Consider the following 24,782-nt stretch of genomic DNA (forward strand, 5'->3'; position numbering starts at 1 on the left):
GTCACAGCCTATCGCCGGGCCGATGGCCCTGCCGGACGCGTCCGGGTCAGCGGCACGTCGTCCCCCGGGGCGGCATTGTCCCGGTGACGAAATACGCGTCGACTTTCTTGTTGATGCACGGCCCGGCCCTGCCGTACGCCGTATGGCCCTCGCCCTTCCACGTCAGCAGTCGGGCTCCCGGTAGTTTCCGTGTCAGGGATTTCGCCCACGCGTACGGGGTGGCCGGGTCGCCGGTCGTGCCCACCACGAGGATCGGAGCGGTGCCGGGCTTATCGGTGCCGGGCTTATCGGTGCCGGGCTTGTCGGTGCCGGGCGGCTTCGGGGCGTGCGCAGTTGACGGGACGGGCCAGTTTGCGCACGTCAGCCCGGTGTAGGCCAACTCGGGGCCGAACGTCGGCGACGCCTTTTCGATCCGCGCCGCGACGGCCCGCATGGCAGCTTTCTTGGCCGGCGGCGAATAGTCCAGACAGTTGATGGCAATGAATGCCTCGTTGCCGTTCGACGTGTAATTCCCGGACTGATCGCGGTCGGCACTCTGGTCGGCAAGTGCCAACAGCACGCTCGGATCACCATTCATGGCGCCGGCCAATCCCTGGGTCAGATACTGCCAATTCGCAGTGTTGTACAACGCCGCGATGATCCCCGAAGCCAACAGTGAACCGCCGACTTTCCGGCCGTCCGTCGCCGTCAGCGGGGTGCGCGTGGCCGAGTCGAGCAGTGCGCGTACCTGCCGCGCACCGTGATCCACTCCCCCGTCGAGCGGGCAATCGGGCTGTTGCCCGCAACGGCGGATATAGACGCGAAGCTCACGCTCGAAGCCCTTTGCCTGTCCCAACGCGATCTGCACGCTCGTCAGCGACGGATCCAATGCGCCGTCCAGCACGAACCTGCCGACCTTGCCGGGATACAGCCGTGCATAGGTGGCGCCGAGCTTGGTGCCGTACGAGAATCCGAGGTAGTTCAGCTTGCGCTCGCCCAGTGCCGCGCGGATCACGTCCATGTCCCGGGCAGCGCTTTCGGTGTCGACGTGTTCCAGCAGGGCGCCGGTGTGCTTTTGGCAGGCGTTGGCGAACCGGTGGTACATGGAGCGCAGGTTTTTGAAGCCGGCGTCGGTGTCCGGATCGGCGTCATTGCTGCGCATGCGGTCGCGCCCTGCGTCAGTGAAGCAGTCGACCGCCGACGATCGGCCGACCCCGCGAGGGTCGAAGCCGGCTATCGCATAATGACTTTGCAGCCGGTCGGTCGTCACATAGCCGAGCGAATCCTTGACGATGTTGAAGCCGGACCCGCCCGGGCCGCCCGGATCGACGAGGATGGTGCCGCGGGTGTTGTCGGCCTGCTGTGTGCGGATGACGGCGATGCCGATTTCGCTGCCGTCCGGATCGTCCCAGTCGAGCGGCACTTTCACGGTGGCGCATTGGAACTTATCGAAGCACGTCGACCAATCGACGTGCTGGGTCAAGTATTCGCGGGCAGCGCCGGTCTGCGACCGGCTCGGGGACGGCGACGGGCCGGAATCGTCGTCCGTGCCGGTCGCGCTGCATCCGGCAGTCATGGTGACGGCCAGGACGGCCGCTGCGGCGAGGAGCCTACGTACGCCCCGGCTCATCGACGCAGCGCCAACGCCATGGATTCCATCGCCAGCAACGGGGACACATTGGCGGCCAGGGACTCCCGTGTCCGGCCGATGCTGTCGAGTTTGCCCAACGTCGATTCGGCCCGAGACTCCGCCGCCATCGATTTGATCTGCGCGGTGAATCGTGTGTTCATGATTTCGCCATTCGCGCCGAGCTGCACCATCAGCACGTCACGGTAGAGCGACAGCAGATCAAGCATCGCCCGGTCGAGCACGTCGCGCCTGGCACGGGTGGACCGGCGCTTCTGGTCTTCTTCGAGTTGTCGGATCTGCGCGCGCAGTGCCGGCGGCAGGGTGCTGCCGCTTTCCGCGCCAAGGGTGCGGAGCAGCTCGGCTCGTTCCCGGGCGTCACGTTCTTCCGTCACAGCCTTGGCCTCGACGGCGGCCAAGTCGACAAGTTCGCCGGCTTTCACGACTGCCATGCCGACGGACGTGATCTCGGTCGGCAACCGGAGAATGGCTTCGCGCCGCTCTCGCGCGTCGTCGTCGGTCGCCAGTCGTCTGGCTCGGCCGATATGGCTTTGCGCGGCGCGGGCCGCTTCGGCGGCACGCTCGGCGTCGACCCCGAATTTGCGTTCGAGGAGTGCCGCGACTTCCGCGGCCGGCGGCACCCGCAGCGTCAATGCCCGGCAGCGCGACCTGATGGTCGTGACGACGTCCGCCGGACTGGGCGCGCACAAGAGCCAGACCGTCCGCTCGGGCGGTTCCTCAATGGCCTTGAGCAGCACGTTCGACGTGCGTTCGACCATCCGATCGGCATCCTCCACGATGATCACGCGCCACCTGCCGCCGGACGGGGCACGTTGCGCCTGCTGCACCAGATCACGGACTTCGGCGATGGTAATAGTGACCTTCTCGGTCGCCACAATCGTCACGTCGGCGTGAGTGCCGGCGAAGGCGGTGCGCGTGTCTTGGCTCTCGGACTCGCCGCCGTCCGGACTCACCAGAGCCGCCGCAAAGGCGCGTGCGGCCACGGAACGCCCCGATCCGGGCGGGCCGGTGAACAGCCAGGCGTGCGTCATCGACGACGCCGGCGCGAGCCCGGACCCGGCAGCAACTGCCTGCTTCAACGTGTCGACGACGCCCGGCTGGCCGACGATCTCGTCCCACACGCTCATCGGTTCTCTTCCCGTTGCCGGCGCAGTCGCTCCCGCGCACGCCGTTCGGCCTCCGCCTGAGATCGCAAACGCTCCAAATAGTCGGCATGCTCCGGTTTGATCGGCTCCGATTCGACGTGTACCGGCTCCCGAATGACACGCGTCCGGTCGTCGTCGGGGCTTTCGGGTTCGACCGGAACGGCACGCGTCCGGTCGTCGTCGGGGCTTTCGGGTTCGACCGGAACGGCACGCGTCCGGTCGTCGTCGGGGCTTTCGCGTTCGACCGGGCCCACAGGTTCGGCGAGCGGTTCGCCGCGGTCCAGATCGGCGGCTGCGACGAACGGTGTGAGCGCTTCGACAATCGTTGCCGTGACGTCCGCCGGGTCGCCGGACGCGTCCACGACGACGTATCGGTCCGGATCCGCGGCGGCAAGATCGAGAAAGCGTTGACGTACCCGGCGGTGGAACTCCGCCGGCTCCTTTTCCAAGTGATCTTGCGGCCCGCGATCGCCGCGCCGCCGAGCCGCTTCCACCGGGTCGACATCAAGGACCACCGTGACGTCCGCCAGCAATCCGGCGGTGGCCCAGCGAGAGAGATCGGCAATCATCTCCGAGTCGGAGTCTCGCCCGGCCCCCTGATAGGCGATCGACGAATCCATGTACCGGTCGGTGATCACTGCCCGGCCGGCGCGGAGCGCCGGGCGGATCAGGGTGTCCACGTGGTGCCCTCGGTCTGCGGCGAACAGCAGGGCTTCGGCACGCGGTGGAACGCCGCCGTCCGACAACAGGACGTCGCGCAGCTTCACTCCGGTTTCGGTCCCGCCGGGTTCACGGGTCACGACGACGCCGACTCCGTGCCGTTCTTCCAGCCAGGCGGCGATAGCGGCCGCCTGGGTTGATTTTCCGGCGCCGTCACCGCCTTCCAGCGCAATGAAGAGTCCGCGGCCCGACCTGTGGCCGTCCGATGCGTCGCCGTCGTCGTGTCGCCCGCTGTCCGTGGCTGCCGCGACTGTTCGTCCGGCGGGCTTCCAGGCAGCGGCGATTTCGGTGCCGATACCTCGCAGACGCCTGTCGTCGAGTACCAGCAAAGCGACGATTCCCGTCACCACCCCGAGGACCCCCAGTACCAGCAGCGCACCGTCGGTCGGGCCGATCGTCCAGCTCACGTGCGAACTGACTTCGGCGCGGCCGCTCATGCCGCCGGCAGCCACCAGAAGGGCAAGCCCGCCGCCAACTCCCGCACAAGCAACCGATCGGGTGCCCGGTTGCCGTTCGGCGTCCTGCGCGGCGGCGGCCGTGCCGCCCAGCCAGCCGATCAGGCCGGAAAGAGCGGCGACCGCCGTGACTTCGGTGACGACGCCGATGCCGATCACCATGACCCCGGCGGATATCAGACACAGAGCGATCAGTCGCGGCCGGGACAGTCCGGGCATGACCCTCGCCGATGTCGTCAGGCCCAACGCGATGCCGCACAGCGCCAGTAAGACGGTGAACGCCACTCCCGCTTGTCCGCCGGCGCCACTTTCGACCTGGCTGGATACGACTGCGGCGCCTACCAAGGCGACGGTTGCGGCCACTGCCCATATCGGCGTTGTCTTGCCGCCTTGGGTCATGCCGAATTTGTCAGCGCTCAGCTGCCACCGAGCAGCAAATGCGCAGACCCCGCCGGCAATCATGAGGATCGCCGACACGGGAGCCAGCCAGGTCAACGCGTCAGCGCCCGCGGCGACGCCGCCGACAAGCTGGGCGGCCAGCGTTCCGATCACGTAGAGCCCTGCGGAGGCCATGGCCGGCCTCAGCCGTCGTCCGCGCCGGCCCGCCACGACGATTCGGCCGTAGACGCCAAGAAGCAAAGCCGCCACCGCGATCCACCACACGTGTTGCACGACCGAGGTCGCCGTGACCGCCAACCCGGCAATGATCGCCGCGCCGGCCACCGCCCGACGCATTTCGATGCGTTGGACAGCCTTGCGCAGCGTGACTCTCGGGACCAGCCATGGCAGGGCGGCGATCGCCAGTACCACGGCAAGTGACAGATTTGCTGCCCGGAAACCGCCGCCGGCGTGACCGAAGCGGTATGCCAACGCGGCAAGCACCATGAGTGCGAGCCATCCTCCGCCGGCAAGCAACATCCCGGCCGTCCCGGATACGCCGCCGGCTCCGGACGGGTCGCTCGTCGCATTCGTTGGCTTCACGTTTCTAGCCTACCGGCGACGCCCGACTGCGCCGCCGGCCCGTTCGACCGTCGGCCGGCGGTACTCTTGGGGTGATATGACCCTGCCCCCACTTGCCGTCCGCGAGGTACCGACTCCGCGGTCGGCCGCCGCGGCTCTCGGCGGCGGCAAGGACCTGCTGGATGCGGCCCGCGAGGGACGGATCGACGCGACCTTGCGGATCTACCGACCTCATCCGACTGTGGCGTTCGGGCAGCGCGACAGGTTTCTCGACGGTTTCGACGACGCGCGGGTTGCCGCACGCGAGCACGGATTCACTCCCCTGTTGCGGCCCGTGGGCGGACGTGCTGCCGCATTCCACCGCGGCTCGCTCGTCTTCGACCACATCGAGCCGACGTCGCAGCCCATTGCTCGCACGCAGGATCGTTTTGCCGAATTCGCCGAATTGTACCGACGGGCTCTCGCATCGCTCGGCGTCGATGCGCGCACGGGCGAGATACCGGGTGAATACTGTGCCGGCGAACACAGCGTCAACGGGGCCGGCACGGTCAAGCTGGTCGGCACCGCGCAACGCATCGTGTCGAACGCATGGCTGTTCTCCTCGGTCGTCGTGGTCGCCGATTCGGCCCCGATCCGAAGTGTGCTCATCGACGTATATACGGCGCTGGGGCTGGAATGGGCGCCGTCCACGGCCGGCGCCGTCGAGGATCTGGTGCCCGGCATTGGCATCGAGGACGTCAAGGACGCCGTACTCGCCGAGTTTGCGCGCACCCGCCGGCTCACCCGCTGACCGGCTACCGCACTCGCAAAACGCGGCGCGGCGTCGGGAACGCCCCGTCATGACGGCGCGGTCTATACGGCGCGCCGCGTTTTGTGAGGGGAAGCGGGAAAGGGGTGCGGCGCCGCTACTTCTTGGTTGCCGACTTCTTCTTGGCGGCCGGCTTCTTTTTCGCTGCCGGCTTCTTTTTGGCCGGAGCCTTTGCCCGCTTTTCGGCAAGCAGCTCGGCGGCTCGCTCAAGCGTGACGTCGTCGACGCTGTCGGCCTTCCGCAGCGTGGCGTTCGTCTCCCCGTCCGTCACATACGGTCCGAATCGGCCGTCTTTGACGACGACCGGCTTCTCGCTTGCCGGGTCGGTGCCCAGCTCGCGCAACGGTGCGGCGGCCTGCCGGCCGCGCCGCTTCGGTTCGGCATAAATCTTGAGCGCTTCATCGAGCGTGATGTCGAAGATCTGCTCTTCTTCGGTCAACGACCGTGAATCGGTGCCCTTCTTCAAATACGGGCCGTATCTGCCGTTTTGCGCGGTGATGGGGTCGCCGCTCTCCGGATCGGTGCCGACCACGCGCGGCTGCGACAAGAGCTTCAACGCCTGGTCCAGAGTGACAGTGGCCGGATCCATCGATTTGAACAAGGACGCCGTGCGCGGCTTTTCCTTCTTGGCCGTCTTCTTCGTGCCCGACTTAGCACCCGACTTGGCACCCGTTTGAGCTGCCGATGTCTTTGCCGCGCCGTCCGGCTTTGAAGCCGCAGCATCGTCATCCGGAATCACCTCGGTCACGTACGGTCCGAAACGTCCGGATTTCGACACGATGGTGCGACCGGTTTCCGGGTCGGTGCCGAGTTCACGGTCGCCGTCCGCTTGCTTTTCCACGAGTTCGCGGGCCTTGTCGGCGGTTAACTCATCGGGCGACAACTCGTCGGGGACCGAGACGCGGCGCGCCGCGCCGTCCTCACCGGCCAGTTCCAGATACGGCCCGTACCTGCCGACCCGCAACGTGATGCCGTCGGCGATCTCGATCGAGTTCAATGCGCGAGCGTCGATATCGCCGAGCGAATCGACTACCTCTTTCAATCCGAACGTCTCGGAGCCGTCGCGGCCGAAGTAAAAGTCGTGCAGCCAATTGGCGCGATCCGAGCGGCCGTCCGCGATGGTGTCCAGGTCGTCTTCCATCTCGGCGGTGAACCGGTAGTTGACGAAGCGGGCGAAGTGCTCTTCGAGAAGCCGGATGACCGAGAACGCCACCCAGCTGGGCACTAGCGCATTGCCGCGATTCCGCACGTAGCCGCGGTCTTGAATGGTGGAGATCGTCGACGCGTACGTCGACGGGCGGCCGATTCCCAATTCCTCGAGTGCCTTCACCAAGCTTGCTTCCGTGTACCGCGGCGGCGGCGACGTTTCGTGACCGTCCGGGTTCACCACGAGGACGTCGAGCTTTTGCCCCTCGGTCAGCTCGGGCAGCCGCGATTCACTGTCCTTGTCGCCGTCCTCGTACCGGGCCGCATCACGGCCCTCCTCGTACGCGGCCAGGAATCCGCGGAACGTGATCACCGTGCCGGACGCCGCAAGCTCGACCGACCGGCGATTGCCTTCGATATCGAGCAGCGCCGACAGACGCGCCGAAGCGGTCGATCCGCGGGCGTCGGCCATCTGCGACGCCACTGTGCGCTTCCAGATCAGGTCGTAGAGCCGGAACTCGTTGCCGTGCAGTTTGCCGGCGACCTGCGCCGGCGTTTGAAATTGGTCGCCGGCTGGGCGAATGGCCTCGTGCGCTTCCTGCGCGTTCTTGTCCTTGCCTTGATACACGCGCGGCTTTTCCGGCACGAATTCGCCGCCGTACAACTCGGAGGCCTGCCGCCGCGCCGCGTTGATGGCTTGTCCGGACAACTGCGGCGAGTCGGTACGCATATAGGTGATGTAGCCGTTTTCGTACAGCGACTGGGCAGTGCTCATCGTGGCACGCGCCGACAACCGGAGTTTGCGTCCGGCCTCCTGCTGGAGCGTGGACGTCGTGAACGGCGCCGCCGGACGCCGCTTGTACGGTTTCGTTTCCAGCGATTTCACGCCGAGCGTGCCGACGGGGGCGGTTTCGAGCGCGCCGGCCAGCGAGCGCACCGTCGCTTCGTCTAACGCCGTGGCCTTCGCCGGGGACTTCAGTGCGCCACGGTCGTCGAAATCCCGGCCGGTGGCGACCTTGTCGCCGTCCACGGCGACGAGCCTGGCCGTAAAGGGCTGATGGTCGGTGGTCGGCGTGACGCTGGCGGTCAGATCCCAGTACGCCGCCGACCGGAATGCCATTCGTTCGCGTTCGCGTTCGACGACGAGCCGGACGCCGACCGACTGGACACGTCCGGCCGACAGGCCCGGCCCGACCTTGCGCCAAAGCACCGGGGACACTTCGTAGCCGTACAACCGGTCCAAGATCCGGCGGGTCTCTTGCGCATCGACAAGTGACGTGTCCAGGTCGCGTGTGTTCTCCAGCGCGCGGGTGATCGCGTCCTTGGTGATTTCGCCGAAGACCATCCGCTTGACCGGGACCTTCGGGGACAATACCTGGAGCAGATGCCAGGCGATGGCCTCGCCCTCGCGGTCGTTATCGGTGGCCAGCAGGAGCTCGTCGGCGTCCTTCAAGAGCTTTTTGAGCTCGGTGACCTTCTTCTTTTTGTCCGGATAGACCCGATAGTACGGCTCGAATCCGTCGTTGACGTCGACGGCGAACTTCCCGTACGGGCCTTTTTTCATGTCCGCCGGCAGCTCGGACGGCTGCGGAAGGTCACGAATATGGCCAACGGAGGCCTCCACGTCATAGCCGTCGCCAAGGTAGCCCGCGATCTTGCGGGCTTTGGCCGGCGACTCGACGATGACGAGTCGACGTGGCGTAGCAGCTTCCGTAGGGGACACAGGGCTATTCCTTTCGCCGCGTAACGCGCGGCAGCGCTAATCTTCAAGCGTCGGGGATCTCCCAGCGACCGGCGCCAGTGCTAATGCTAGAGCAAAGGTAGCGGCCGCTGCGCTTGCACTTCCGGCGACGCCGCCACCGTACGCCATCAGCAATGAGTCCTGCGAATTGAGCGGATCGGCGCGCAAGTGCGTCTCACCCAGCATGATAACGGCGATTCCGCCGGCCACGAATGCTGCGACAAGGAGCATCCAGGCAAGTACGTTGGTCGGGATTCCGTTCCGACAGCGCACGGCTTTGCCCCGGTCACGCACGACGGGTTGGCGCAGCTGGCTGAATGCCGTCACGAGCGCTGTCCACCCGGCAACGACTATGTATCCGGCAATGACGTCCGACGGCCGGTGCCACCCGACGGCAAGCGTGCCGATGCCGATCAGTACGGCGAACAGGCCGCCAACCAATGCGGCGGCCACGCGCAGCACGGGCGGCACGACCAGCACGACGGCGACGGCGATCGATGCGGCGGCAGTCGTGTGTCCCGACGGCAGACTGTTGAAGGTCATGCCGTCGATCCCGAAATCGGGCCGAGGCAGGACGACGTGTTTGAGCAGTTCCGTGGTGCCGAGCGATCCGCCGACGAGCACGGCGGCGGCAAGCAGTAATTCGATCCTGCGTCGACGGAGCGTCACAACAAGCACCGTGATGATCGCGCCGACGATGATGATGCCGAACAGGATCGGGAAGATGTCCTTGAGCCATGACAACAACATGGACACCATCGGCCGGCCCAGGAATGCGCCGCGCCACGCCGACACGTCGACGACTTGCCCCGAGTAGGTGCGCACGAACGCCCAGTACACGGCAAGCATCAGTCCGCCGCACACGAGCGCCAGGACGACGAGTCCGATGGCCACGCCGACACGGTGGGCACGAGAAACGCCTTCACGCAGACGAATTTCCGCAGTCGATGTGCCGACCCTGGCGGTAGAGCCGGTGTAGTACGACACGCGTTCGATCCGCCCTTCTCTGCTTGTGCTGCCGGTGGTGTTCCTATTGGTGTGCATAGCCGTCGTTCGACCCTGCTATCGCGACTCTGATCCCGATTCAATACCCAAGATTCCATCATCGACGAATTTCCTGACCATTGGCACGATGGATTCTGAGAGTTCGCTCGCAGCGACGCCCAGGATGGATGCAAGTGCCTCAATCAGCGCCCCCACGCTCAATTCGCCGTCGCATGCGCCAACGAACCCGGCAGTCGCCGTATCGACCTGGGTCGATCGCGCGAATCCCCCGCCTTGCCGCAGCAAGACGGCCGTCGGGTCGGCCGAGCCCGGCCAGTAGTGCCGTTCTTCGGTGACGTCGTCCGCGCGCACCAAGATCGCAGTACGGACGTCGTCCAGCAGGCCGTCGTGCGCGCGCAGGCATTGCTCGATGTGCGTGCCGAGCGCCGCGGTCTCCGGCAACGGCGTCCCGAGCCGCTCGAATCGCCGCAGCGGCCGGGTGCCGGGGCCGGGCCGGCGCAGCAGGATGTACCCGAAGCCGACGGCGTCCACCCGGCGACGGGCGAAGTCGGCGAGCCAGGCCGCGTACAACCTGTCGAATTCGCCGGTGCCCGGCTTGACGGCACCGTCGCGGATCCAGGTTTCGGCGTATTCGCACGGATCCTGCGCTTCGCGTTCGATCACCCAGGCGTCGAGCCCGGTGCCGTCGATCCAGGCCGCGACTCTGTCGAGTCCGTCGGCACCGTCGGAGTACTCCCAATTGCCGAGCAGTTGCGCAATGCCGCCCGGCTGCAAATGCTCGGCGGCGCCGCGCACGACGCGTTCGACGAGTTCGTCGCCGACGAGCCCGCCGTCGCGGTAGTCGTAGGCCGGCACGTCGGCCCCGCGCGGCGTGATGACGAACGGCGGGTTGCTCACGATGAGGTCGAACCTCTCGGGACCTAGCTCCGAATACAAGTCGCTGTGGACCACGTCGATGTTCGACCGGCCGGCCGTCGCCGCGGCGTTCAAACCGGCGTTCAGGCCGGCGAGGCGCAGTGCCCGGCGCGAGACGTCGGCGGCGACTACCCGGCCGGCATGCCTCGAGGCGTGCAGCGCCTGGATTCCGCATCCGGTGCCGAGGTCGAGCACGTTGCCGACTTCTCGGCGGACCGTGAGCCCGGCCAGCGTCAGCCCGGCTCCCCCGACGCCGAGCACATGGTCCTCGCCCAGCGGTCCGCTGCGCACCGACTCGCCCAAATCGGAGGCGATCCACCAGTCGACCGGACCGTGACCGTCGGACGCCGCGTACGGGCGCAGATCGAGTGCCGCGCATACTTCGTCGTCGGTCGAGCGTCCGGCGATCGACACGAGCCCGAGTCGTGCGGCGCCGTCGGCACCCGCGCGGGGCAGGCTGCGATCGACCAGGTCGCGCCGAACCGGTTCGCCCAGCACGAAGAGCCGGGCCAGCACTGCGGCCGGCGAGTCGTCGCCGTCCAGGGCTTGACGAGCCGGCAGCGGAAATCCGCGTGCCAGTGCCCGACCCGCCGACTCGCCGCACAAATCATTCAAGGCATCGACTGTGTATCGGGCGGCTCGCAGATCTGCCGCGAGAGCGTCGATTGAATTCGCTTCCACGTTTTCCTACCGTATAGCCGACTCGTGCGCCCCGGACACGAATGGACGAAGATGGAAGGCGTGTCCGCTATTTTCGACGTGATCTCAGGCGCTCCCGGCCGCCGGGAGCGCATCCTGCATGTCGAATCGGTGCCGGCCAGGCAGGCCCGGTTCGCGCACTGGCCGGACTGGGTCGATCCGCTTGTCCGCCGGGCCTATCAGCGGCAAGGGGTCGATGAGCCGTACCGCCACCAGGTGGAGGCGGCCGAGTTGGCGCGGGCCGGCTCCGACGTGGTGCTGGCCACCGGGACGGCGTCGGGCAAGTCGATCGGTTACCTGCTTCCGGCGTTGACGGCGGTGCGCGAAGGCCGGCACGCTCCGGACGGGCGCGGCGCCACTGTGCTCTACATCAGCCCGACCAAGGCATTGGCGGCCGACCAGTTGGCGTCCGTCGAATCGCTGGCGGTCGAAGGGATCCGCGCTTCAACCTATGACGGCGACACGGCGCTCGAACCACGAGAATGGATCCGCCGCCACGCGAACTACGTGCTGACGAACCCCGATCTGTTGCATCGGTCGTTATTGCCGGGCCATCCGCGCTGGTCGTCGTTCTTGAAGTCGCTGTCGTACGTGGTGATCGACGAGTGCCACGGCTATCGGGGCTTGTTCGGATCGCATATGGCGGCCATCATGCGCAGGCTGCTTCGCATTGCCGAATACTACGGCGCCAACCCGACGGTCATTGCAGCGTCGGCCACCATGGCGGACGCCGGGCACAGCATCGCTCGGCTCATCGGCCGCCCGGTCGCGGCCGTGACGGCGGACGCGTCCCCGCGCTCGGCGGGGTCGTTCGTGCTGTGGGAGCCGCCGCAACTGCCCGGTACCGGCGAACTCGGGGCGCCGGCCCGCCGGTCGACGATCGCCGAGACCGGTGACCTGCTGGCCGACCTGGTTGCCGGCGGAATCCGTACTATCGCGTTCATCCGGTCGCGCCGCGGTGTCGAGGCCATCGCCGCGAGCGCACGACGTCTCTTGGGCGACGTCGACGATTCGTTGCCGTCCCGGGTGGCCGCATACCGGGGCGGTTATCTCCCTGAAGAACGGCGCACGCTCGAGCAGGCCCTGCGTCGCGGCAAGCTGCTGGCGGTGGCCAGTACGAACGCGCTTGAGCTCGGCGTCGACATCTCCGGGCTGGATGCGGTGGTGATCGCCGGTTGGCCGGGCACCCGGGCCTCCTTGTGGCAGCAGGCCGGGCGTGCCGGCCGGGCCGGCGATGATTGGCTGGCCGTGCTCGTGGCGCGGGATGATCCGCTCGACACCTTCCTGGTGCATCATCCGGACGCAATATTCGGCGCTCCCGTCGAATCGTCGGTTTTCGACGTCGACAATTCGTACGTGCTCGCCGGACACTTGTGCGCGGCGGCGGCAGAGCTGCCCGTGACCGACGACGAGGCGACGGCTTTTTCCGCCAAGGCCCCGGACGTCCTGGAGCGGCTCGGAGAGCTGGGCATGCTCAGGCGGCGTCCGGCAGGCTGGTTTTGGACGAAGCGCGAAAACGCATCGGAGTTGACGGATATTCGCGGATCGGGCGGCCGCCAGGTCCGGGTCGTCGAGTCGGGAACCGGACGGCTGCTGGGCACCACCGACGAGCCGAGCGCGCATGCGGCTTTGCATTCCGGCGCCGTCTACTTACATCAGGGCGTCACGTTCATCGTCGATGAACTCGACCTGGCCGAACAGGTCGCGCTTGTGCGCCGGGACGATCCGGATTACACGACGACGGCCCGCACCGTCAGCGAGATCGGCATCGACGAGCAGAGCTGGGCGCGGCCGTGGCCGAGCGGTGTCACGGTGTGTTTTGGCTCGGTACAGGTCACCGAGCAAGTCGTGTCGTACATGCGCCGGCAGCTAGTCACGAATCTGGTGTTGTCCGAAGAGCCGCTCGACCTTCCGGAGCAGTTGCTGCCGACCAAGGCGGTGTGGTGGACGCTGCCGCCGTCGGTGCTGGAGGAAGCCGGGGTGTCGAAGGCGGAGCTGCCCGGCGCCGTGCACGCCGCGGAACATGCGGCAATTGGCCTGCTGCCGTTGTTCGCCACCTGCGACCGCCTGGATATCGGCGGCGTCTCCACCGCCATGCACGCCGATACCGGCACGGCCACCATCTTCGTGCACGACGGGCACCCGGGCGGGTCCGGATTCGTCGAGCGCGGCGCCGAGACGGCCGCCGCATGGCTGCGTGCCACGGCCGAGGCGATCGACAAATGCGAATGCGCGGACGGGTGCCCGTCGTGTGTGCAGTCGCCCAAGTGCGGCAACGGCAACGAGCCGCTCGACAAGCATGCGGCGCTGCGGCTCTTGCGCGCTATGGTGGCCGGTCTCCCCGACTGACGTCGCCTGGGCGGGCGGGCCGGCCACCGCCGAGCGCGTCAGCCGAGGCCAGGGCCTCGGCAGTTCAACGCTCACGCCGACCTTGACGGTTCCGGTGAAATAGTCGGCCCGGCACGTGCGCAGCGTCGCATGGTTGCGCTCGGCCACCGTGCCGGCGACAGCGCACGGATCACCGGTCTGCAGACCGCGGACGGCGTCGGCTCCGGCCAGTGCGGCCAGATCCGCCGCCGCTGCGGCGCGGTGTCGTGCCGCAGCGATCACCGTGACTTGAGCGGACAGCACGACGAACACGGCGGCCACCGCGCAGATCGCCACGCACACGATGCCGGCGCTGCCGCGATCGGAAGTCTCGTCCGCACGTCCGGTGGTCACGGCCCCGCCGCGTTTTCCACTCTGGCGGTCGCCGTGGCGGCCGGGATGACCGACAACACCGTCCTGACGATGTCCGGGCCGCCGGCCTTGACCCCGACGGTCACCCAGTTGCCGCGCCGGTGAATAGTCACGGCAGCCCGGTCTCCGGCAACCGTGTGCGCGACCTGTTCGGCGCGGTGCGGCGATTCTCCGCGGGCCAGTTGCCGCGCCGCTGCCTGCGCGCCGTCGATCGCCTTCAACTCGCCCAGGCCGGCCGCCCCGGCAGCCAGGACGATGGCCAGCAGCCAAATGATCGACGGCATCAGCACGGCCAGCTCCGCCGTCGCCGTCCCGGAATCGTCCGGGTCGTTCCGGCATGCCATGTCAGCTTCCCAGCGACAGCGCATGCTGGATGATGCCCATCAAGAGCCCGCGGACGTCGTCGCTGCGCAAGATCACGACGAGCAGCGCCGCAAAGCCGCATGCAGCAAGTGTGGCGATCGCATATTCCGCAGTGGCCATTCCGGCATCCGCAGGCTCGAGCTCGTCCGGCCCGGTACCGTCCGGGCCGGTACCGCTCGGGCCGCCGGCTTTGTCGAGTTCGTATTCCGCGGGCATTGTTTTTGTCGACATGGCACTCATCCCCATCCGTGCGCCACCCTGCGGGTGACTCGATGGACCATCCATCGTGTCGATCACGCTAGGCACCGTCGGCCGCCCGGTTCCAGAGGCTGCCGCGTGATTGTGGATGGCCGCCGGCGGTCCGGCAATTGTGCCGTCAAGACTCCGGCCGACGCCGGCTCGCCCCGTCAATAGATGCCGGCGAACTGCTCGACGAGCGACAGCACGACCGGCATCACGCCCAATGCTATGAACGCCGGAAGGATGCAGGTTCCCAGCGGCAACACGATCCGGACGCCGAGCCGGCCGGCCGCTTCCTCGGCACGGCGCATTTGCCGGCGCCGCAAGTCGTCGGCGCGGCTGCGAAGCAATTCCGCAGTCGGCGCCCCCGTCGCCGCGCTGAAGGACAGTGCCGCACGGAGTTCGGTCGCGATCTCGTCCGCTCCCGGACCCGCGGCGCTCTCGATCGAATTGACCGCCTCGTCGATATCGCCCGCCGGGTCGATTCTCCGGCCGAGGCTGCGGCTTGCCGCCGTGATCGCCGAGCGCGGGTCGAGTCCGCCTTCCAAGGCGACTGCCACGAGGTCGAGGACAAGCGCCGGTTCGACAGACTTCCCGTCGGCGCTCGCCCCGGCCGCTGCCGGCGCGAGCGCCTCCGCTGCCGCGGATTCGTCCCGGCGGGACGGCCCGAGCAGCCGGCGCAATCGGCGCCGTGCCGTCCACGGCACCAGCAATACCGCCGCGCAAACGGCCGCCCCGATTCCCAGCAGTCCCATCATGCCTTCCCTCCGGACCGACCGGCCCGGGCCAGCAAGATCGCCATCCACCGCCTGCCCACCAGCAACAATCCGACGCCGGCCAGCAGACACACCCAGCCGGCCGCCGAGCCGGTGAACGCCGCCAGCGGCCGCGCTCCCAGCAGTATGCCCAAGCCCACTCCGCCGATCGGGAGCCACGTCAATACCGTCACAGTCGACCGGGGTCCGGCCATCGCGGCTTCGCGCGCCCGCCGCGCGTCCGCGTCCGAGCGGACGGATTCGGCGTATCTGCCGATGCACCCGGCCAATGGCACGCCGCATTCGGCGGCCAGCTGCCACCCCGCGGCCAGTCCGGTGGCGGCACGCCTGTCGTTCTCGGCCAGCACCGACATCGACGCGCGGATGGCCTGCGACACGGTGTCTCCCAAGTCCACCCGTCCGGCCACGGCCCGGGTGAATTCCGTCTGTTCATCGTCGGCATGTACGGCAGCAAGCTGCGCGAACACGTCGCCAGACGCCGCACCGGCCCGGAGCATGCTGGACAACTCGTCCATGAGATCGGCCACCGCGACCGGCTCTCGACCGCCGCGTCTGTCCGCTGCACGTGCTGACGTGCGGCGCCGCCCAATCCGTCCGCGCGTCGTCCGCCCGTCTGTCCGTCCGCGTGGGCGGACGTACCGGCGCAACAGATCGGCGCCCCGCGGGCGCAGCAACCATGCCGCGGCAGCCGTGAATACTCCGATGAGCAACACCGTCATGTCGATTGCTCCCGGGCCCGCACGGCTGAATGTCTGCCGACGCCGGCCGGCACCGGTACTCCGAGCGCCGTCAACATGCGACGGCCAGTCGCGAACACTGTCGTCGAATCATCCGCTTCGCGTTGCATGACCGGCTCGACGGCAAGCAGCCCGGCCGACGTACGGTACGGCACGGCCAGTTGCACCACCTTCCGGTCGCCGGCCGACCGCTCGATATGCACGAGGACGTCGAGCGCGCTGACGGATTGCGCAGCGACTGCGGCCTGACTCATCCCGGCCAATGCCCCGAGCGCTTCCAGCCTGGCCGGCACGTCGGTGACGGTGTTGGCGTGCATGGTGCCGCCGCCCGAATGTCCGGTGTTCAACGCCGCAAGGAGCTCGCGCACCTCGGCACCGCGGCATTCGCCGACAACGAGACGATCCGGTCGCATGCGCAGCGCATTGATCACGAGGTCGGCAAGAGTGATCTCGCCGGCCGATTCGATATTGCGGCGACGGGCCAGCAGTCGCACAACGTGCGGATGCGTCGGCGCCAGCTCGGCCGCGTCCTCGACTATCACAAGTCGCTCCGTCGGAGGCGCCGACGAAAGCATGGCGCCGAGCAACGCGGTCTTGCCGGCGCCGGTCCCTCCGGTGACCAGGACATTGCGTCCTTGAGCGACGATGGCGCGAAGCGCATCCGCCCAGTCGGGCGGCAGCGTCCCCAGGTCGACGAAATCGTCGAGAGTGAACGAGCGGCCTCGCGGAATTCGAAGCGACAAAGTGGCGCATTCGCCGGATATGGGCGGCAGAACGGCGTTGACCCGGACGCCGGACGGTAGCCGCGCGTCCACCAGCGGGCTGGCATCGTCGAGCCGCCGTCCGCCCAGAGCGGCGAGCCGGACGGCAAGAGCACGGACGTGCGCAGAGTCGCCGAGTGGCACCTCGACTTGCCGGATTCCGCGGCCGTCGTCGACGAACACGTCGTGCGGGCCGTTGACGAACACGTCGGTGACCTCGGGATCGTCGAGCAATGGTTGAAGCGGCCCGGCGCCGGAGATCTCCGCCGTCAGCCGCTGGGCCGTGTCGACGATAGCCGCCGAGCCGTGGACCAGCCCGGTTCGGCGCAGGGCCTCGGCCACCTGAGCAACACCGACGGGTTCACCCGAGTTGCGGCCGCCGAGTTGCTCTTTGACTCCGGCCAGCAGCCGCGCATCCGTATCGATCATGACGGCGCCCGGTGCGCCGATCGGGCCGATTTCGCCGGCGCGCCGGGTAAGAGGCCGTCCCGGCGCAGCCCTTGGATCGCCGTTGCGCAAAAGCCGTTCAAGGGGCTCATCCGGGATCGGGGCACTCCGTCGCCGCGGTCGAGCGATTCGCCAAGTCCGCGATCGCGTCGCAGCACCCCTTGCAGCGGCAGCCCGATGCTGTCGGCCAAAACCGGACCGGTCAGGCCCGAACGCAGCGGCCCGCGCACCACTAGCCGGTCCGTTGCGGCATCCAGCCGCCTTGCCACTTGTGAGGCCGCGACCGCGGCGCGCACACTTGCCGGGCTGATCAGCAACCGGCGGCGGCAGGCGGCAATTGCTGCGGGATCGATATGCCTGGGTAGGTCGACGACGACGAGCTCGAAGGCCCGCCGCGCAGCATCGAGGACATCGGTGAACAGTTCCGTCGTCAGCTCATGCGCATTGCTTCGATCCCACGACAACAATGCAACCCCGTCGATGGACGGAAGCGACTGGGCCAAGTCGGCCGGACGCAGCGTGCCGCGGCTCGTGGCGAGATCGGGCCATCGCAGGCCGGGGGCGCGTTCACCGCCCGCCACCAGGTCGAGTCCGCCGCCAAAGCTGTCCGCATCGATCAGTACCGGGCGATGCCCGGACGCCGCCCCCGCAAGCGCCAAACCGGTTGCCAGCGTGCTGGCGCCGGCCCCTCCGCAACCACCGATGACGCCGATGACGCCGGCGCGGGACGTATCCGGCTCGACGGCTGCAATCATGCGCTGCACCAGCCAGGTGTCGCCGTTCGGAAGTACTGCCACGTGCTCGGCCCCGATCGAAGCCGCATGCCGCCAGGCCGCGTCGGCCGTGTCGGTCGTGGCGACCACGACGCACGGCATGTCGGCCGGCTCCGGCGGTGCGGCGTCCGTGCCGAGAAGCAACAGCGCCGATCGTCGCCATCCCGCCGGCAAGGCTCGCGACGAGTGCCCGGTCACCATATCGATCCCGGCCGATGACGCGATCACGCGACACGCGTCGAGCACGGCACTGGATCCGCTGACCGCGACGACGAAGGACTCGGCTTCGTTCATTCACTCAGCGTGCCGAGTCGCCGCCCTTCATGCATCCGGCGGCAGCGGAATTGTGGATAACTTTCCGCTGCCGCCGGCTTGTGGACGAAGGGGTCTTCAGCCGCGCTGGATCCCCGACACATCGTGCAGAATGCCAATACGGCCGTCATCGCTGCGCACCGTGAACGACGTTCCGTGATCCTCCAAGGCCAGGAACCACGTTCCGGGCGTCACCGCGAACAGCGGCCCGCCCGCTTCGTCGAATGCCGGACGTTCTTCCGGGACGGCGAACCAGAACGGCTGCGACGCGCTTGCGGCATCGTCCGACGCCGCGTTCGGAGCGCCGGCCGCGTAGTCCGACTCGGCTTGGGCGTCGCCGTCGACGTGCGAATCGCTCGAAGTCTCGGCCGCGGCAGCTCCGGCCATCCAGTTTTCCTGCGGGTCGGTGCCGGCATCGGCCGGCGTGGATTCCGCGGCCGGTTCGGCTACCTCGGCCGGCGCGGACTGCTCCTCCGGCGCCGCCTCGACCGGCGTCGCCTCGTCGGCGGTCGCCGTCTCGTCAGCGGACGCCGTCTCGTCGGCCGTCGTCGCCTCGTCAGCGGGCGCCGTCTCGTCAGCGGGCGCAGCGGCATGGGCTCCGGTGTGTTCGCGCCCGGCATCGGGCGTGCCCATCACAACGGGCACCTCGGAGGACGCCGGGTGGGCGTACGAGTCCGAGGCCTCACCGGCAGCCGAGTGCTGGTGCGCTGCGTACGCGGTTCCGGCCACCCCGGCTGCTCCGGCCGCGCCGGCAACGTACGGAGTCGTATGGGACGACGTCTCCGCCGGATCGGCAACTCGGTACTCCGACCGCTCTTCATCGGACGGTTGTTCCGCCCCGGCACCGAACTGCTGCGGCTGCTGCGGCTCGGAGGCGTATTGATTCGAAGCGTTTGAGGCACTGTATCCGCCCTGCTGCGCCTGCTGCTGGCCGTACTGTTCCTGGCCGTACTGTTCCTGGCCGTATTGGCCTTGGCCGTACTGCTGTTCCTGCGGCTGCCCGACCGGCTGGCCGTACTGCTGCTGGCCGTACTGCTGTTGGCCGTACTGGTCCGGGCCGACCTGATTGTGCCCCGGCTTCGGCGTCAGCGTGACTGGGCGAGCCTTCGGCTGCGCCGCAACGTCCGCGCGACCGGCAAAATCAGCGCGGAACGCCGGAATCATCGTCAGCGACGCCGCGACGAATACGAGCAGCGAGCCCAGCAGCGTCAATATCGACCCGATATAGGAGTACTGCGGCTGCGAAATGAAGAACAAGAAGTTGTACACGGCGCCGGCAATGGCAACGGCGGAAATGACCTGGTCGATCGAGAACGACCCGATCCGCTTCGGGAATCCGCCCGCGAGCTTTTGAATCAGACACAACACGCCCGCCACTATCGGCGCCAACACCAGGAAGAAGATGGTCGGCAACCCGCTCCAGTGCCACACCCAGGAGCTGAAATCAATTGCCGAATAGGCCGTGTGGACGTGTCGGACCGGGAACAAGCAGCCAATGAGCACTATCAACGCGCCGGCCATGATGAGGATGTCGCGCAGCGTGAACGGCCCCATGATGCCCTCACCCGGCGCACGTTGCGGCCGGGGCTGCTGGTATTGCTGAAACTGGCCCTGCTGGTACTGGTTCTGCTGATACGGATCCTGCTGGAACTGGGGCTGGCCGTATTGCGGCTGAGCCCCGCCGTATTGCGCCCCATCGTACTGGCCCTGCTGGTATTGGGGCCCTCCGTACGCGCCGCCTTGGGGATTCGAATAAGTGCCCTGATCCGCAGCAGCTGGATCGTAGGGGCCCGGCTGATGGGGTGAGCTCATCGGTGTGCCTCTTTCGGGGGATAAAAGCGTGCAATGCAACTTACCTGACGATCTTTGCAGAAAAACCGCGGATGGGCATCCGCACCCCTTGATCGAATGACGTATTCTGAATAAAGAAACGTCATTTCAATCAACAAAAATCAAGGAGTGTCATGTCGACGTACGCCGGCCCGGAAGATATGGCTCGTGAATTGTCCAGCCAGCCCGACATCTGGCGGCAGGCCGCCGCCATGCTGCCTGCGGACGGGCTTCCCGAGCGCGGCGCGAAGGTCGCCGTGGTCGGATGCGGCACGTCGTGGTTCATGGCGCAAAGTTATGCGGCCCTTCGCGAAAGTCGTGGTTTCGGTGTGACGGACGCCTTTGTCGCCAGCGAGGCCCCGCTGGATCGCGAGTACGATCTCGTGGTCGGCATCAGCCGCTCCGGCACCACCACCGAGGTCATCGAGTTGTTCGACGACGTTCGGGGGCGCATCCCGACGCTCGGGATTGTCGGGAATCCGGACTCGCCGCTGGCGGCCGATTCCGATTCGGCGGTCGTTCTGCCGTTCGCCGACGAAAACTCAGTCGTACAAACACGCTTCGCGACCGGCGCGCTGGCGCTGCTGCGCGCTTCGCTGGGCGACGATCTGTCGGCCGCGATCGCCGACGCGGAAAACGTGCTGGAGCGCGATGTGCCGGACGAGTTGGTCGACGCCGAGCAATTCACCTTCCTGGGACGCGGATGGACCATCGGACTGGCCAACGAGGCGGCGCTGAAGATGCGCGAATCGTCCCAATCGTGGACCGAATCGTATCCGGCCATGGACTACCGCCACGGTCCCATCAGCATTGCGCAGCCCGGCCGCGTGACCTGGATGATCGGCGAGGACGTGCAGGGCCTTGCCGCCGACATCGAGCGGACCGGTGCGCTCTACGTGCGCGAGCCGGTCGACCCGATGGCCGCGCTGGTGCGCATCCACATGGTCGCGCTGGCCAGGGCCCGCGCCCGCGGTCTGAACGCCGACGCACCACGGGGCCTGACGCGTTCGGTCATCCTGAAGTGAGCGCCCCGGGAAGCTTTGCCGTCGACGTCGGCGGCACCGACATCAAATCCGCTCTCGTCGACGGTAACGGCGACCTGCACGACGTCCGGCGCACGCCGACTCCGGTGATTCCCGGCGATGGCGAGGCGACCGGGCGCGCCATCGTCGACACCGTTGCCGGACTTGTGCCTGCCGGAGTCGCCGCCGCCGGTCTCATCGTGCCCGGGTGGGTGGACGACGCGCGCGGCGTCGCCGTCCAATCGGAAAACCTCGGATGGCGAAACTTCGATTTTCGCACTCGTTTGGAGGCCGAGCTGGGAATTCCCGTCGGCTTCGGGCACGACGTCCGCGCGGCAGGACTTGCCGAATACCGACTTGGCGCGGCGCGCGAATATTCCTCGGTCGCGGTCGTCCCGATCGGCACGGGCATTGCCGCCGCTTTGATTCTCGACGGACAGCCGTACTCCGGCGACGGCCTGGCAGGCGAGATCGGCCACCTCCGGGTGGCCGACGGCCCGGCGTGCGCATGCGGTTCCCGCGGCTGCCTGGAAGCCGTCGCCTCGGCCGGCGCCATCGCGCGCATCTACCGCCGGCGGACCGGGGACGACGTCGACGGCGCCCGAGAGGTCATTGCCCGCATGCACGCCGGCGACCGGACCGCCGCCGAGATCTGGCGGGCCGCACTGGACGCCCTGGCCACTGCGTTCACCGCCCTGACGACGCTCATCGCTCCCGAAGCAATAGTGATCGGCGGCGGTCTCGGCGCTGCCGGCAACGACTTGTTCGACCCGCTGGCCGACCGGATTGCCGCGTCGCTGACCTTCCAGCGGCCTCCCGTGCTGGTGCCCGCCGGTTTCGGTCAGGACGCCGGCTTGATCGGCGCCGGCCTGTTGGCCCGGGACCGTGCGAATCCGGGGGTCGAATCGTGATCCTCACCCTCACCCCGAATCCGGCGTGGGACATCACGCTGCACACCTCATCCGTCACGCCGGGCGGCAGCCATCGGGTACCGCCCGGCACGGCGCGCGCCGGCGGCAAGGGCATCAATGTGGCCCGCGTGTTGCACGACCGGCGCACTGACGCCGTGGCGACGCTGCCGGTCGGCGGCGCCACCGGAGACCTGATCACCGCCGATTTGAGCCGCTCCGGCCTGAATTTCACGGCGTCCGGAATAGCCGGCGAATCGCGGCGCACCGTTGCGGTGGTCGACGATTCAACCGGGCAGACGACAATTTTCAACGAGTCCGGCCCCCCGATGGAACCGGGCGAAGTCGACAACCTGTTGGCCTGCGCGGCCGACGCTGCTGCGAACGCTCATTTGGTCGTCGGTTCGGGAAGTCTTCCGCCGGGCTGTCCCGACGACTTCTACGCGCATCTCGTGCAGATCGCCCACGACCGGCACTTACCGTGCCTCATCGACGCGTCCGGCAGCGCCCTGCTCCGGGCTGCCGAGGCCGGGGCCGACCTGGTGAAACCCAATGCCGCCGAGGCGGTTGCCGCGACCGGCGCGGCCGACCCGTTCGCGGGCGCTTCGGATCTGCTGGCCCGCGGCGCAGCGCGAGTATTGCTCTCGGACGGCGAACGCGGCATGTTCGACCTGGTGGCCGGGGAACCAACACTGCACGGCACGCCGGGTCGCGTCCTGTCCGGCAATGCCACCGGGGCCGGCGATGCGGCCGTCGCTGCGGCCGCAACTGCCCTGACGTCCGGCGACGACCGGGATGCTCTCGTGATCCGCGCAACCGCCTGGTCGGCCGCCGCAGTCACCATGCCGGCGGCCGGCGACCTTCCCGACGACCCCGACGCCTGGATCGATTCGGTACGACTGACCACGCATCACGGCCGGCCCGACTGACCGGGCCGCCTTCGACAAGGAGCTCTCATGCCATTGATTCCGACTCGCGACCTGCTGGCCGACGCCGCGGCGCGGCGCACCGGCCTGGGCGCACTCAACGTCGTCCACCTCGAAACCTGCGAAGGCATAGTCGCCGGGGCCGAACGGGCCGGCCTCCCCGTCGTGCTGCAGATTTCCGAGAACTGCGCCAAGTTCCACGGTGGATTGACGCCATTGGCGTGCGCGGTTTTGGCGGTCGCCGAGAATTCCAGCGCCCGGGTGGCGGTGCATTTGGATCATGCCGAGGACGCCGCGCTGGCCCGCCACGCCGTCGATGCCGGATTCGGGTCCGTGATGTTCGACGGAGCCGCGCTGCCCTACGACGACAATGTGGCGGCGACGGCCGATGCGGCACGGTACGCCCATGCGCACGGAACGATCATCGAAGCCGAACTCGGCAAGGTCGGCGGCAAGGACGGCGCGCACGCGCCGGGGGTACGCACCGACCCGGGCGAGGCGCGACGCTTTGCCGCCGCCACCGGCGTCGACGCCTTGGCCGTCGCGGTCGGCTCGTCGCACGCCATGGTCACGCGCACGGCGTCCCTCGATTTCGAATTGATCGCGCGGCTACATGCAGCGGTCGACGTGCCGTTGGTGCTGCACGGCTCGTCGGGCGTTGCCGATTCGGACATCCGCACGGCGATCGCGGCCGGGATAACGAAGATCAACGTGTCGACCCAATTGAACAAGATGTTCACGTCGGCGGTGCGAGACTATCTGGACAACGACCCGGATGTCGTCGATTCTCGCAAATACGTGCGCGCCGGACGCGACGCCGTCGCCGCCGAGACGGCCCGGCTACTTGCCGTGTTCGACGTCGGAGCCGGCGCGTGAACCGCGCCGACCGGCTCACTGCGTTGCTGGACATGCTCGGCACGCACGGCAGCGTCGACGTCGGGCAGGTGATGGCTGAACTGCACGTGTCGGCGGCCACTGCCCGCCGCGATCTCGATACGTTGGCGGAGCAGCAGCTTCTCACGCGCACTCGCGGCGGAGCGGTCGGAGCCGATACCGTCGCCTACGATCTGCCCCTGCGCTATGCCGCCAGCGGCCGGATCGGTGCAAAGCGCACGATTGCGGCAAGGGCCTCGGCAATGGTCCCGGTGAATTCCTCGGTCGGGTTGTGCGGCGGCACGACGAGCACCGAAGTGGCTCGCGCGCTTGCCGCCCGCGCCGATATCGCCGCGCCGTCGCCGACCCCGAACCTGACGGTCGTGACCAACGCCATCAATATTGCCGCCCAGCTTGCCGTGCGCCCGCAGATCAAGGTCGTCGTGACGGGCGGGGTCGTGCAGCCCAGGTCGTACGAACTCGTGGGCCCGTATTCCGATCTGGTCTTGGGCCGGCTCACCATCGATTACGCGTTCGTCGGTGTCGACGGCATCGATCCACACCTCGGCGCCAGCGTGCACAACGAAGAGGAGGCGGCAGTCAACTCCCTGATGGCGTCGCGGGCTCGGCACGCCGTCGCCATCGCCGATTCGTCAAAGATCGGCGTACGCGCATTTGCCGCCGTGGATGCCGCGTTCGGCACGGTCATCACGGACTCGTCGATCAGCCCGTCCGCCCGCGAGGAGTTCGAATCCGTCGGCATCGGCGTGGTTGTCGCCGACTGAGCGCATGGCGCGGCTCGACACCATTTGGACGGGTGTTTTGCCATCAGACCGCGCCGACTATGGTCGTAG

General features: G+C 67.9%; 20 protein-coding genes and 1 pseudogene. 7 read left to right on the plus strand and 14 right to left on the minus strand.

The window, feature by feature from the left end; translation table 11 throughout:
- Positions 1–46: 46 nt before the first annotated feature.
- From BJY26_RS00085 to tmk, 3 genes are read right to left on the minus strand one after another with little or no spacing between them, the layout of a single operon-like run.
- A complete protein-coding gene (locus tag BJY26_RS00085; RefSeq protein WP_179424619.1) occupies positions 47–1,609 on the minus strand; it encodes an alpha/beta hydrolase in 1,563 nt (520 codons plus the stop codon).
- Entirely contained in the window at positions 1,606–2,754 is a 1,149-nt protein-coding gene (locus BJY26_RS00090) for a DNA polymerase III subunit delta' (protein ID WP_179424620.1), read from the minus strand. Before BJY26_RS00090 ends, BJY26_RS00085 begins: the two co-directional genes overlap by 4 nt.
- Positions 2,751–4,928: a dTMP kinase gene (gene tmk / locus BJY26_RS19455; protein WP_179424621.1), complete on the minus strand. Its 2,178-nt coding sequence runs from the start codon at positions 4,926–4,928 to the stop codon at positions 2,751–2,753. Before tmk ends, BJY26_RS00090 begins: the two co-directional genes overlap by 4 nt.
- A gap of 76 nt (positions 4,929–5,004) precedes the next feature.
- Here tmk and BJY26_RS00100 point away from each other — a divergent pair, with 76 nt between their 5' ends.
- Positions 5,005–5,697, plus strand: a complete 693-nt coding sequence (locus tag BJY26_RS00100) for a lipoate--protein ligase family protein (protein ID WP_179424622.1) — start codon at positions 5,005–5,007, stop codon at positions 5,695–5,697.
- A 115-nt stretch (positions 5,698–5,812) separates the two neighbouring features.
- Here the strand turns inward: BJY26_RS00100 and topA are convergent, their stop codons facing one another.
- Genes topA through BJY26_RS00115 form a run of 3 tightly spaced genes read right to left on the minus strand, consistent with a single transcriptional unit; the run spans position 5,813 to position 11,203 of the window.
- Complete coding sequence (topA, locus tag BJY26_RS00105) at positions 5,813–8,584, minus strand: type I DNA topoisomerase (protein WP_179424623.1); 2,772 nt, start codon at positions 8,582–8,584, stop codon at positions 5,813–5,815.
- A gap of 36 nt (positions 8,585–8,620) precedes the next feature.
- Positions 8,621–9,646: a phosphatase PAP2 family protein gene (locus tag BJY26_RS00110; RefSeq protein WP_179424624.1), complete on the minus strand. Its 1,026-nt coding sequence runs from the start codon at positions 9,644–9,646 to the stop codon at positions 8,621–8,623.
- A gap of 18 nt (positions 9,647–9,664) precedes the next feature.
- Positions 9,665–11,203, minus strand: a complete 1,539-nt coding sequence (locus BJY26_RS00115) for a DUF7059 domain-containing protein (RefSeq protein ID WP_179424625.1) — start codon at positions 11,201–11,203, stop codon at positions 9,665–9,667.
- A gap of 51 nt (positions 11,204–11,254) precedes the next feature.
- Here BJY26_RS00115 and BJY26_RS00120 point away from each other — a divergent pair, with 51 nt between their 5' ends.
- Complete coding sequence (locus BJY26_RS00120) at positions 11,255–13,570, plus strand: DEAD/DEAH box helicase (RefSeq protein WP_179424627.1); 2,316 nt, start codon at positions 11,255–11,257, stop codon at positions 13,568–13,570.
- Between the two features lie 27 nt (positions 13,571–13,597).
- Here the strand turns inward: BJY26_RS00120 and BJY26_RS18840 are convergent.
- The 8 genes and pseudogenes from BJY26_RS18840 to BJY26_RS00155 form a co-directional block, all read right to left on the minus strand.
- Positions 13,598–13,942: pseudogene (locus BJY26_RS18840) on the minus strand (Rv3654c family TadE-like protein); the annotation flags it as partial.
- Positions 13,939–14,304: a TadE family type IV pilus minor pilin gene (locus BJY26_RS18845; RefSeq protein ID WP_237248882.1), complete on the minus strand. Its 366-nt coding sequence runs from the start codon at positions 14,302–14,304 to the stop codon at positions 13,939–13,941. The gene BJY26_RS18845 and the pseudogene BJY26_RS18840, both read right to left, overlap by 4 nt.
- 1 nt (position 14,305) lies before the next feature.
- A complete protein-coding gene (locus BJY26_RS19460) occupies positions 14,306–14,554 on the minus strand; it encodes a DUF4244 domain-containing protein (protein ID WP_308191229.1) in 249 nt (82 codons plus the stop codon).
- A gap of 176 nt (positions 14,555–14,730) precedes the next feature.
- The gene (locus BJY26_RS00135) at positions 14,731–15,321 is read right to left on the minus strand and encodes a type II secretion system F family protein (RefSeq protein ID WP_179424629.1); all 591 of its coding nucleotides are present in this window, start codon (positions 15,319–15,321) and stop codon (positions 14,731–14,733) included.
- A complete protein-coding gene (locus tag BJY26_RS00140) occupies positions 15,318–16,058 on the minus strand; it encodes a type II secretion system F family protein (protein ID WP_179424631.1) in 741 nt (246 codons plus the stop codon). The genes BJY26_RS00135 and BJY26_RS00140 overlap by 4 nt, the downstream gene beginning before the upstream one ends.
- Entirely contained in the window at positions 16,055–17,266 is a 1,212-nt protein-coding gene (locus tag BJY26_RS00145) for a TadA family conjugal transfer-associated ATPase (protein ID WP_179424633.1), read from the minus strand. Before BJY26_RS00145 ends, BJY26_RS00140 begins: the two co-directional genes overlap by 4 nt.
- Complete coding sequence (gene ssd / locus BJY26_RS00150) at positions 17,263–18,351, minus strand: septum site-determining protein Ssd (protein ID WP_179424635.1); 1,089 nt, start codon at positions 18,349–18,351, stop codon at positions 17,263–17,265. The genes BJY26_RS00145 and ssd overlap by 4 nt, the downstream gene beginning before the upstream one ends.
- A 96-nt stretch (positions 18,352–18,447) precedes the next feature.
- Positions 18,448–20,181 carry a hypothetical protein gene (locus BJY26_RS00155; RefSeq protein ID WP_179424636.1) on the minus strand — a complete coding sequence of 578 codons (1,734 nt, stop codon included), beginning with the start codon at positions 20,179–20,181 and terminating at the stop codon, positions 18,448–18,450.
- 152 nt (positions 20,182–20,333) lie between these two features.
- Between BJY26_RS00155 and BJY26_RS00160 the strand changes: the two genes are divergently transcribed.
- From BJY26_RS00160 to BJY26_RS00180, 5 genes are read left to right on the plus strand one after another with little or no spacing between them, the layout of a single operon-like run.
- Positions 20,334–21,224: an SIS domain-containing protein gene (locus BJY26_RS00160; protein ID WP_237248881.1), complete on the plus strand. Its 891-nt coding sequence runs from the start codon at positions 20,334–20,336 to the stop codon at positions 21,222–21,224.
- Positions 21,221–22,132, plus strand: a complete 912-nt coding sequence (locus BJY26_RS00165) for an ROK family protein (protein ID WP_179424638.1) — start codon at positions 21,221–21,223, stop codon at positions 22,130–22,132. The genes BJY26_RS00160 and BJY26_RS00165 overlap by 4 nt, the downstream gene beginning before the upstream one ends.
- Positions 22,129–23,058 carry a 1-phosphofructokinase family hexose kinase gene (locus BJY26_RS00170; RefSeq protein ID WP_179424640.1) on the plus strand — a complete coding sequence of 310 codons (930 nt, stop codon included), beginning with the start codon at positions 22,129–22,131 and terminating at the stop codon, positions 23,056–23,058. The genes BJY26_RS00165 and BJY26_RS00170 overlap by 4 nt, the downstream gene beginning before the upstream one ends.
- A 27-nt stretch (positions 23,059–23,085) precedes the next feature.
- Complete coding sequence (locus tag BJY26_RS00175) at positions 23,086–23,931, plus strand: class II fructose-bisphosphate aldolase (protein WP_179424642.1); 846 nt, start codon at positions 23,086–23,088, stop codon at positions 23,929–23,931.
- Entirely contained in the window at positions 23,928–24,713 is a 786-nt protein-coding gene (locus tag BJY26_RS00180; protein ID WP_179424644.1) for a DeoR/GlpR family DNA-binding transcription regulator, read from the plus strand. The genes BJY26_RS00175 and BJY26_RS00180 overlap by 4 nt, the downstream gene beginning before the upstream one ends.
- Positions 24,714–24,782: the final 69 nt, after the last annotated feature.

The sequence above is a fragment of the Spelaeicoccus albus genome (genome assembly GCF_013409065.1).
Taxonomy (GTDB): Bacteria; Actinomycetota; Actinomycetes; order Actinomycetales; family Brevibacteriaceae; genus Spelaeicoccus; species Spelaeicoccus albus.

Coding starts and splice junctions, on each gene's coding strand:
- BJY26_RS00085 (WP_179424619.1), bottom strand. CDS start 1,609: ATGAGCCGGGGCGTACGTAGGCTCCTCGCCGCAGCGGCCGTCCTGGCC.
- BJY26_RS00090 (WP_179424620.1), bottom strand. CDS start 2,754: ATGAGCGTGTGGGACGAGATCGTCGGCCAGCCGGGCGTCGTCGACACG.
- BJY26_RS00100 (WP_179424622.1), top strand. CDS start 5,005: ATGACCCTGCCCCCACTTGCCGTCCGCGAGGTACCGACTCCGCGGTCG.
- BJY26_RS00110 (WP_179424624.1), bottom strand. CDS start 9,646: ATGCACACCAATAGGAACACCACCGGCAGCACAAGCAGAGAAGGGCGG.
- BJY26_RS00120 (WP_179424627.1), top strand. CDS start 11,255: ATGGAAGGCGTGTCCGCTATTTTCGACGTGATCTCAGGCGCTCCCGGC.
- BJY26_RS18845 (WP_237248882.1), bottom strand. CDS start 14,304: ATGGCATGCCGGAACGACCCGGACGATTCCGGGACGGCGACGGCGGAG.
- BJY26_RS19460 (WP_308191229.1), bottom strand. CDS start 14,554: ATGTCGACAAAAACAATGCCCGCGGAATACGAACTCGACAAAGCCGGC.
- BJY26_RS00135 (WP_179424629.1), bottom strand. CDS start 15,321: ATGATGGGACTGCTGGGAATCGGGGCGGCCGTTTGCGCGGCGGTATTG.
- BJY26_RS00140 (WP_179424631.1), bottom strand. CDS start 16,058: ATGACGGTGTTGCTCATCGGAGTATTCACGGCTGCCGCGGCATGGTTG.
- BJY26_RS00145 (WP_179424633.1), bottom strand. CDS start 17,266: ATGATCGATACGGATGCGCGGCTGCTGGCCGGAGTCAAAGAGCAACTC.
- ssd (WP_179424635.1), bottom strand. CDS start 18,351: ATGAACGAAGCCGAGTCCTTCGTCGTCGCGGTCAGCGGATCCAGTGCC.
- BJY26_RS00155 (WP_179424636.1), bottom strand. CDS start 20,181: ATGAGCTCACCCCATCAGCCGGGCCCCTACGATCCAGCTGCTGCGGAT.
- BJY26_RS00160 (WP_237248881.1), top strand. CDS start 20,334: ATGTCGACGTACGCCGGCCCGGAAGATATGGCTCGTGAATTGTCCAGC.
- BJY26_RS00175 (WP_179424642.1), top strand. CDS start 23,086: ATGCCATTGATTCCGACTCGCGACCTGCTGGCCGACGCCGCGGCGCGG.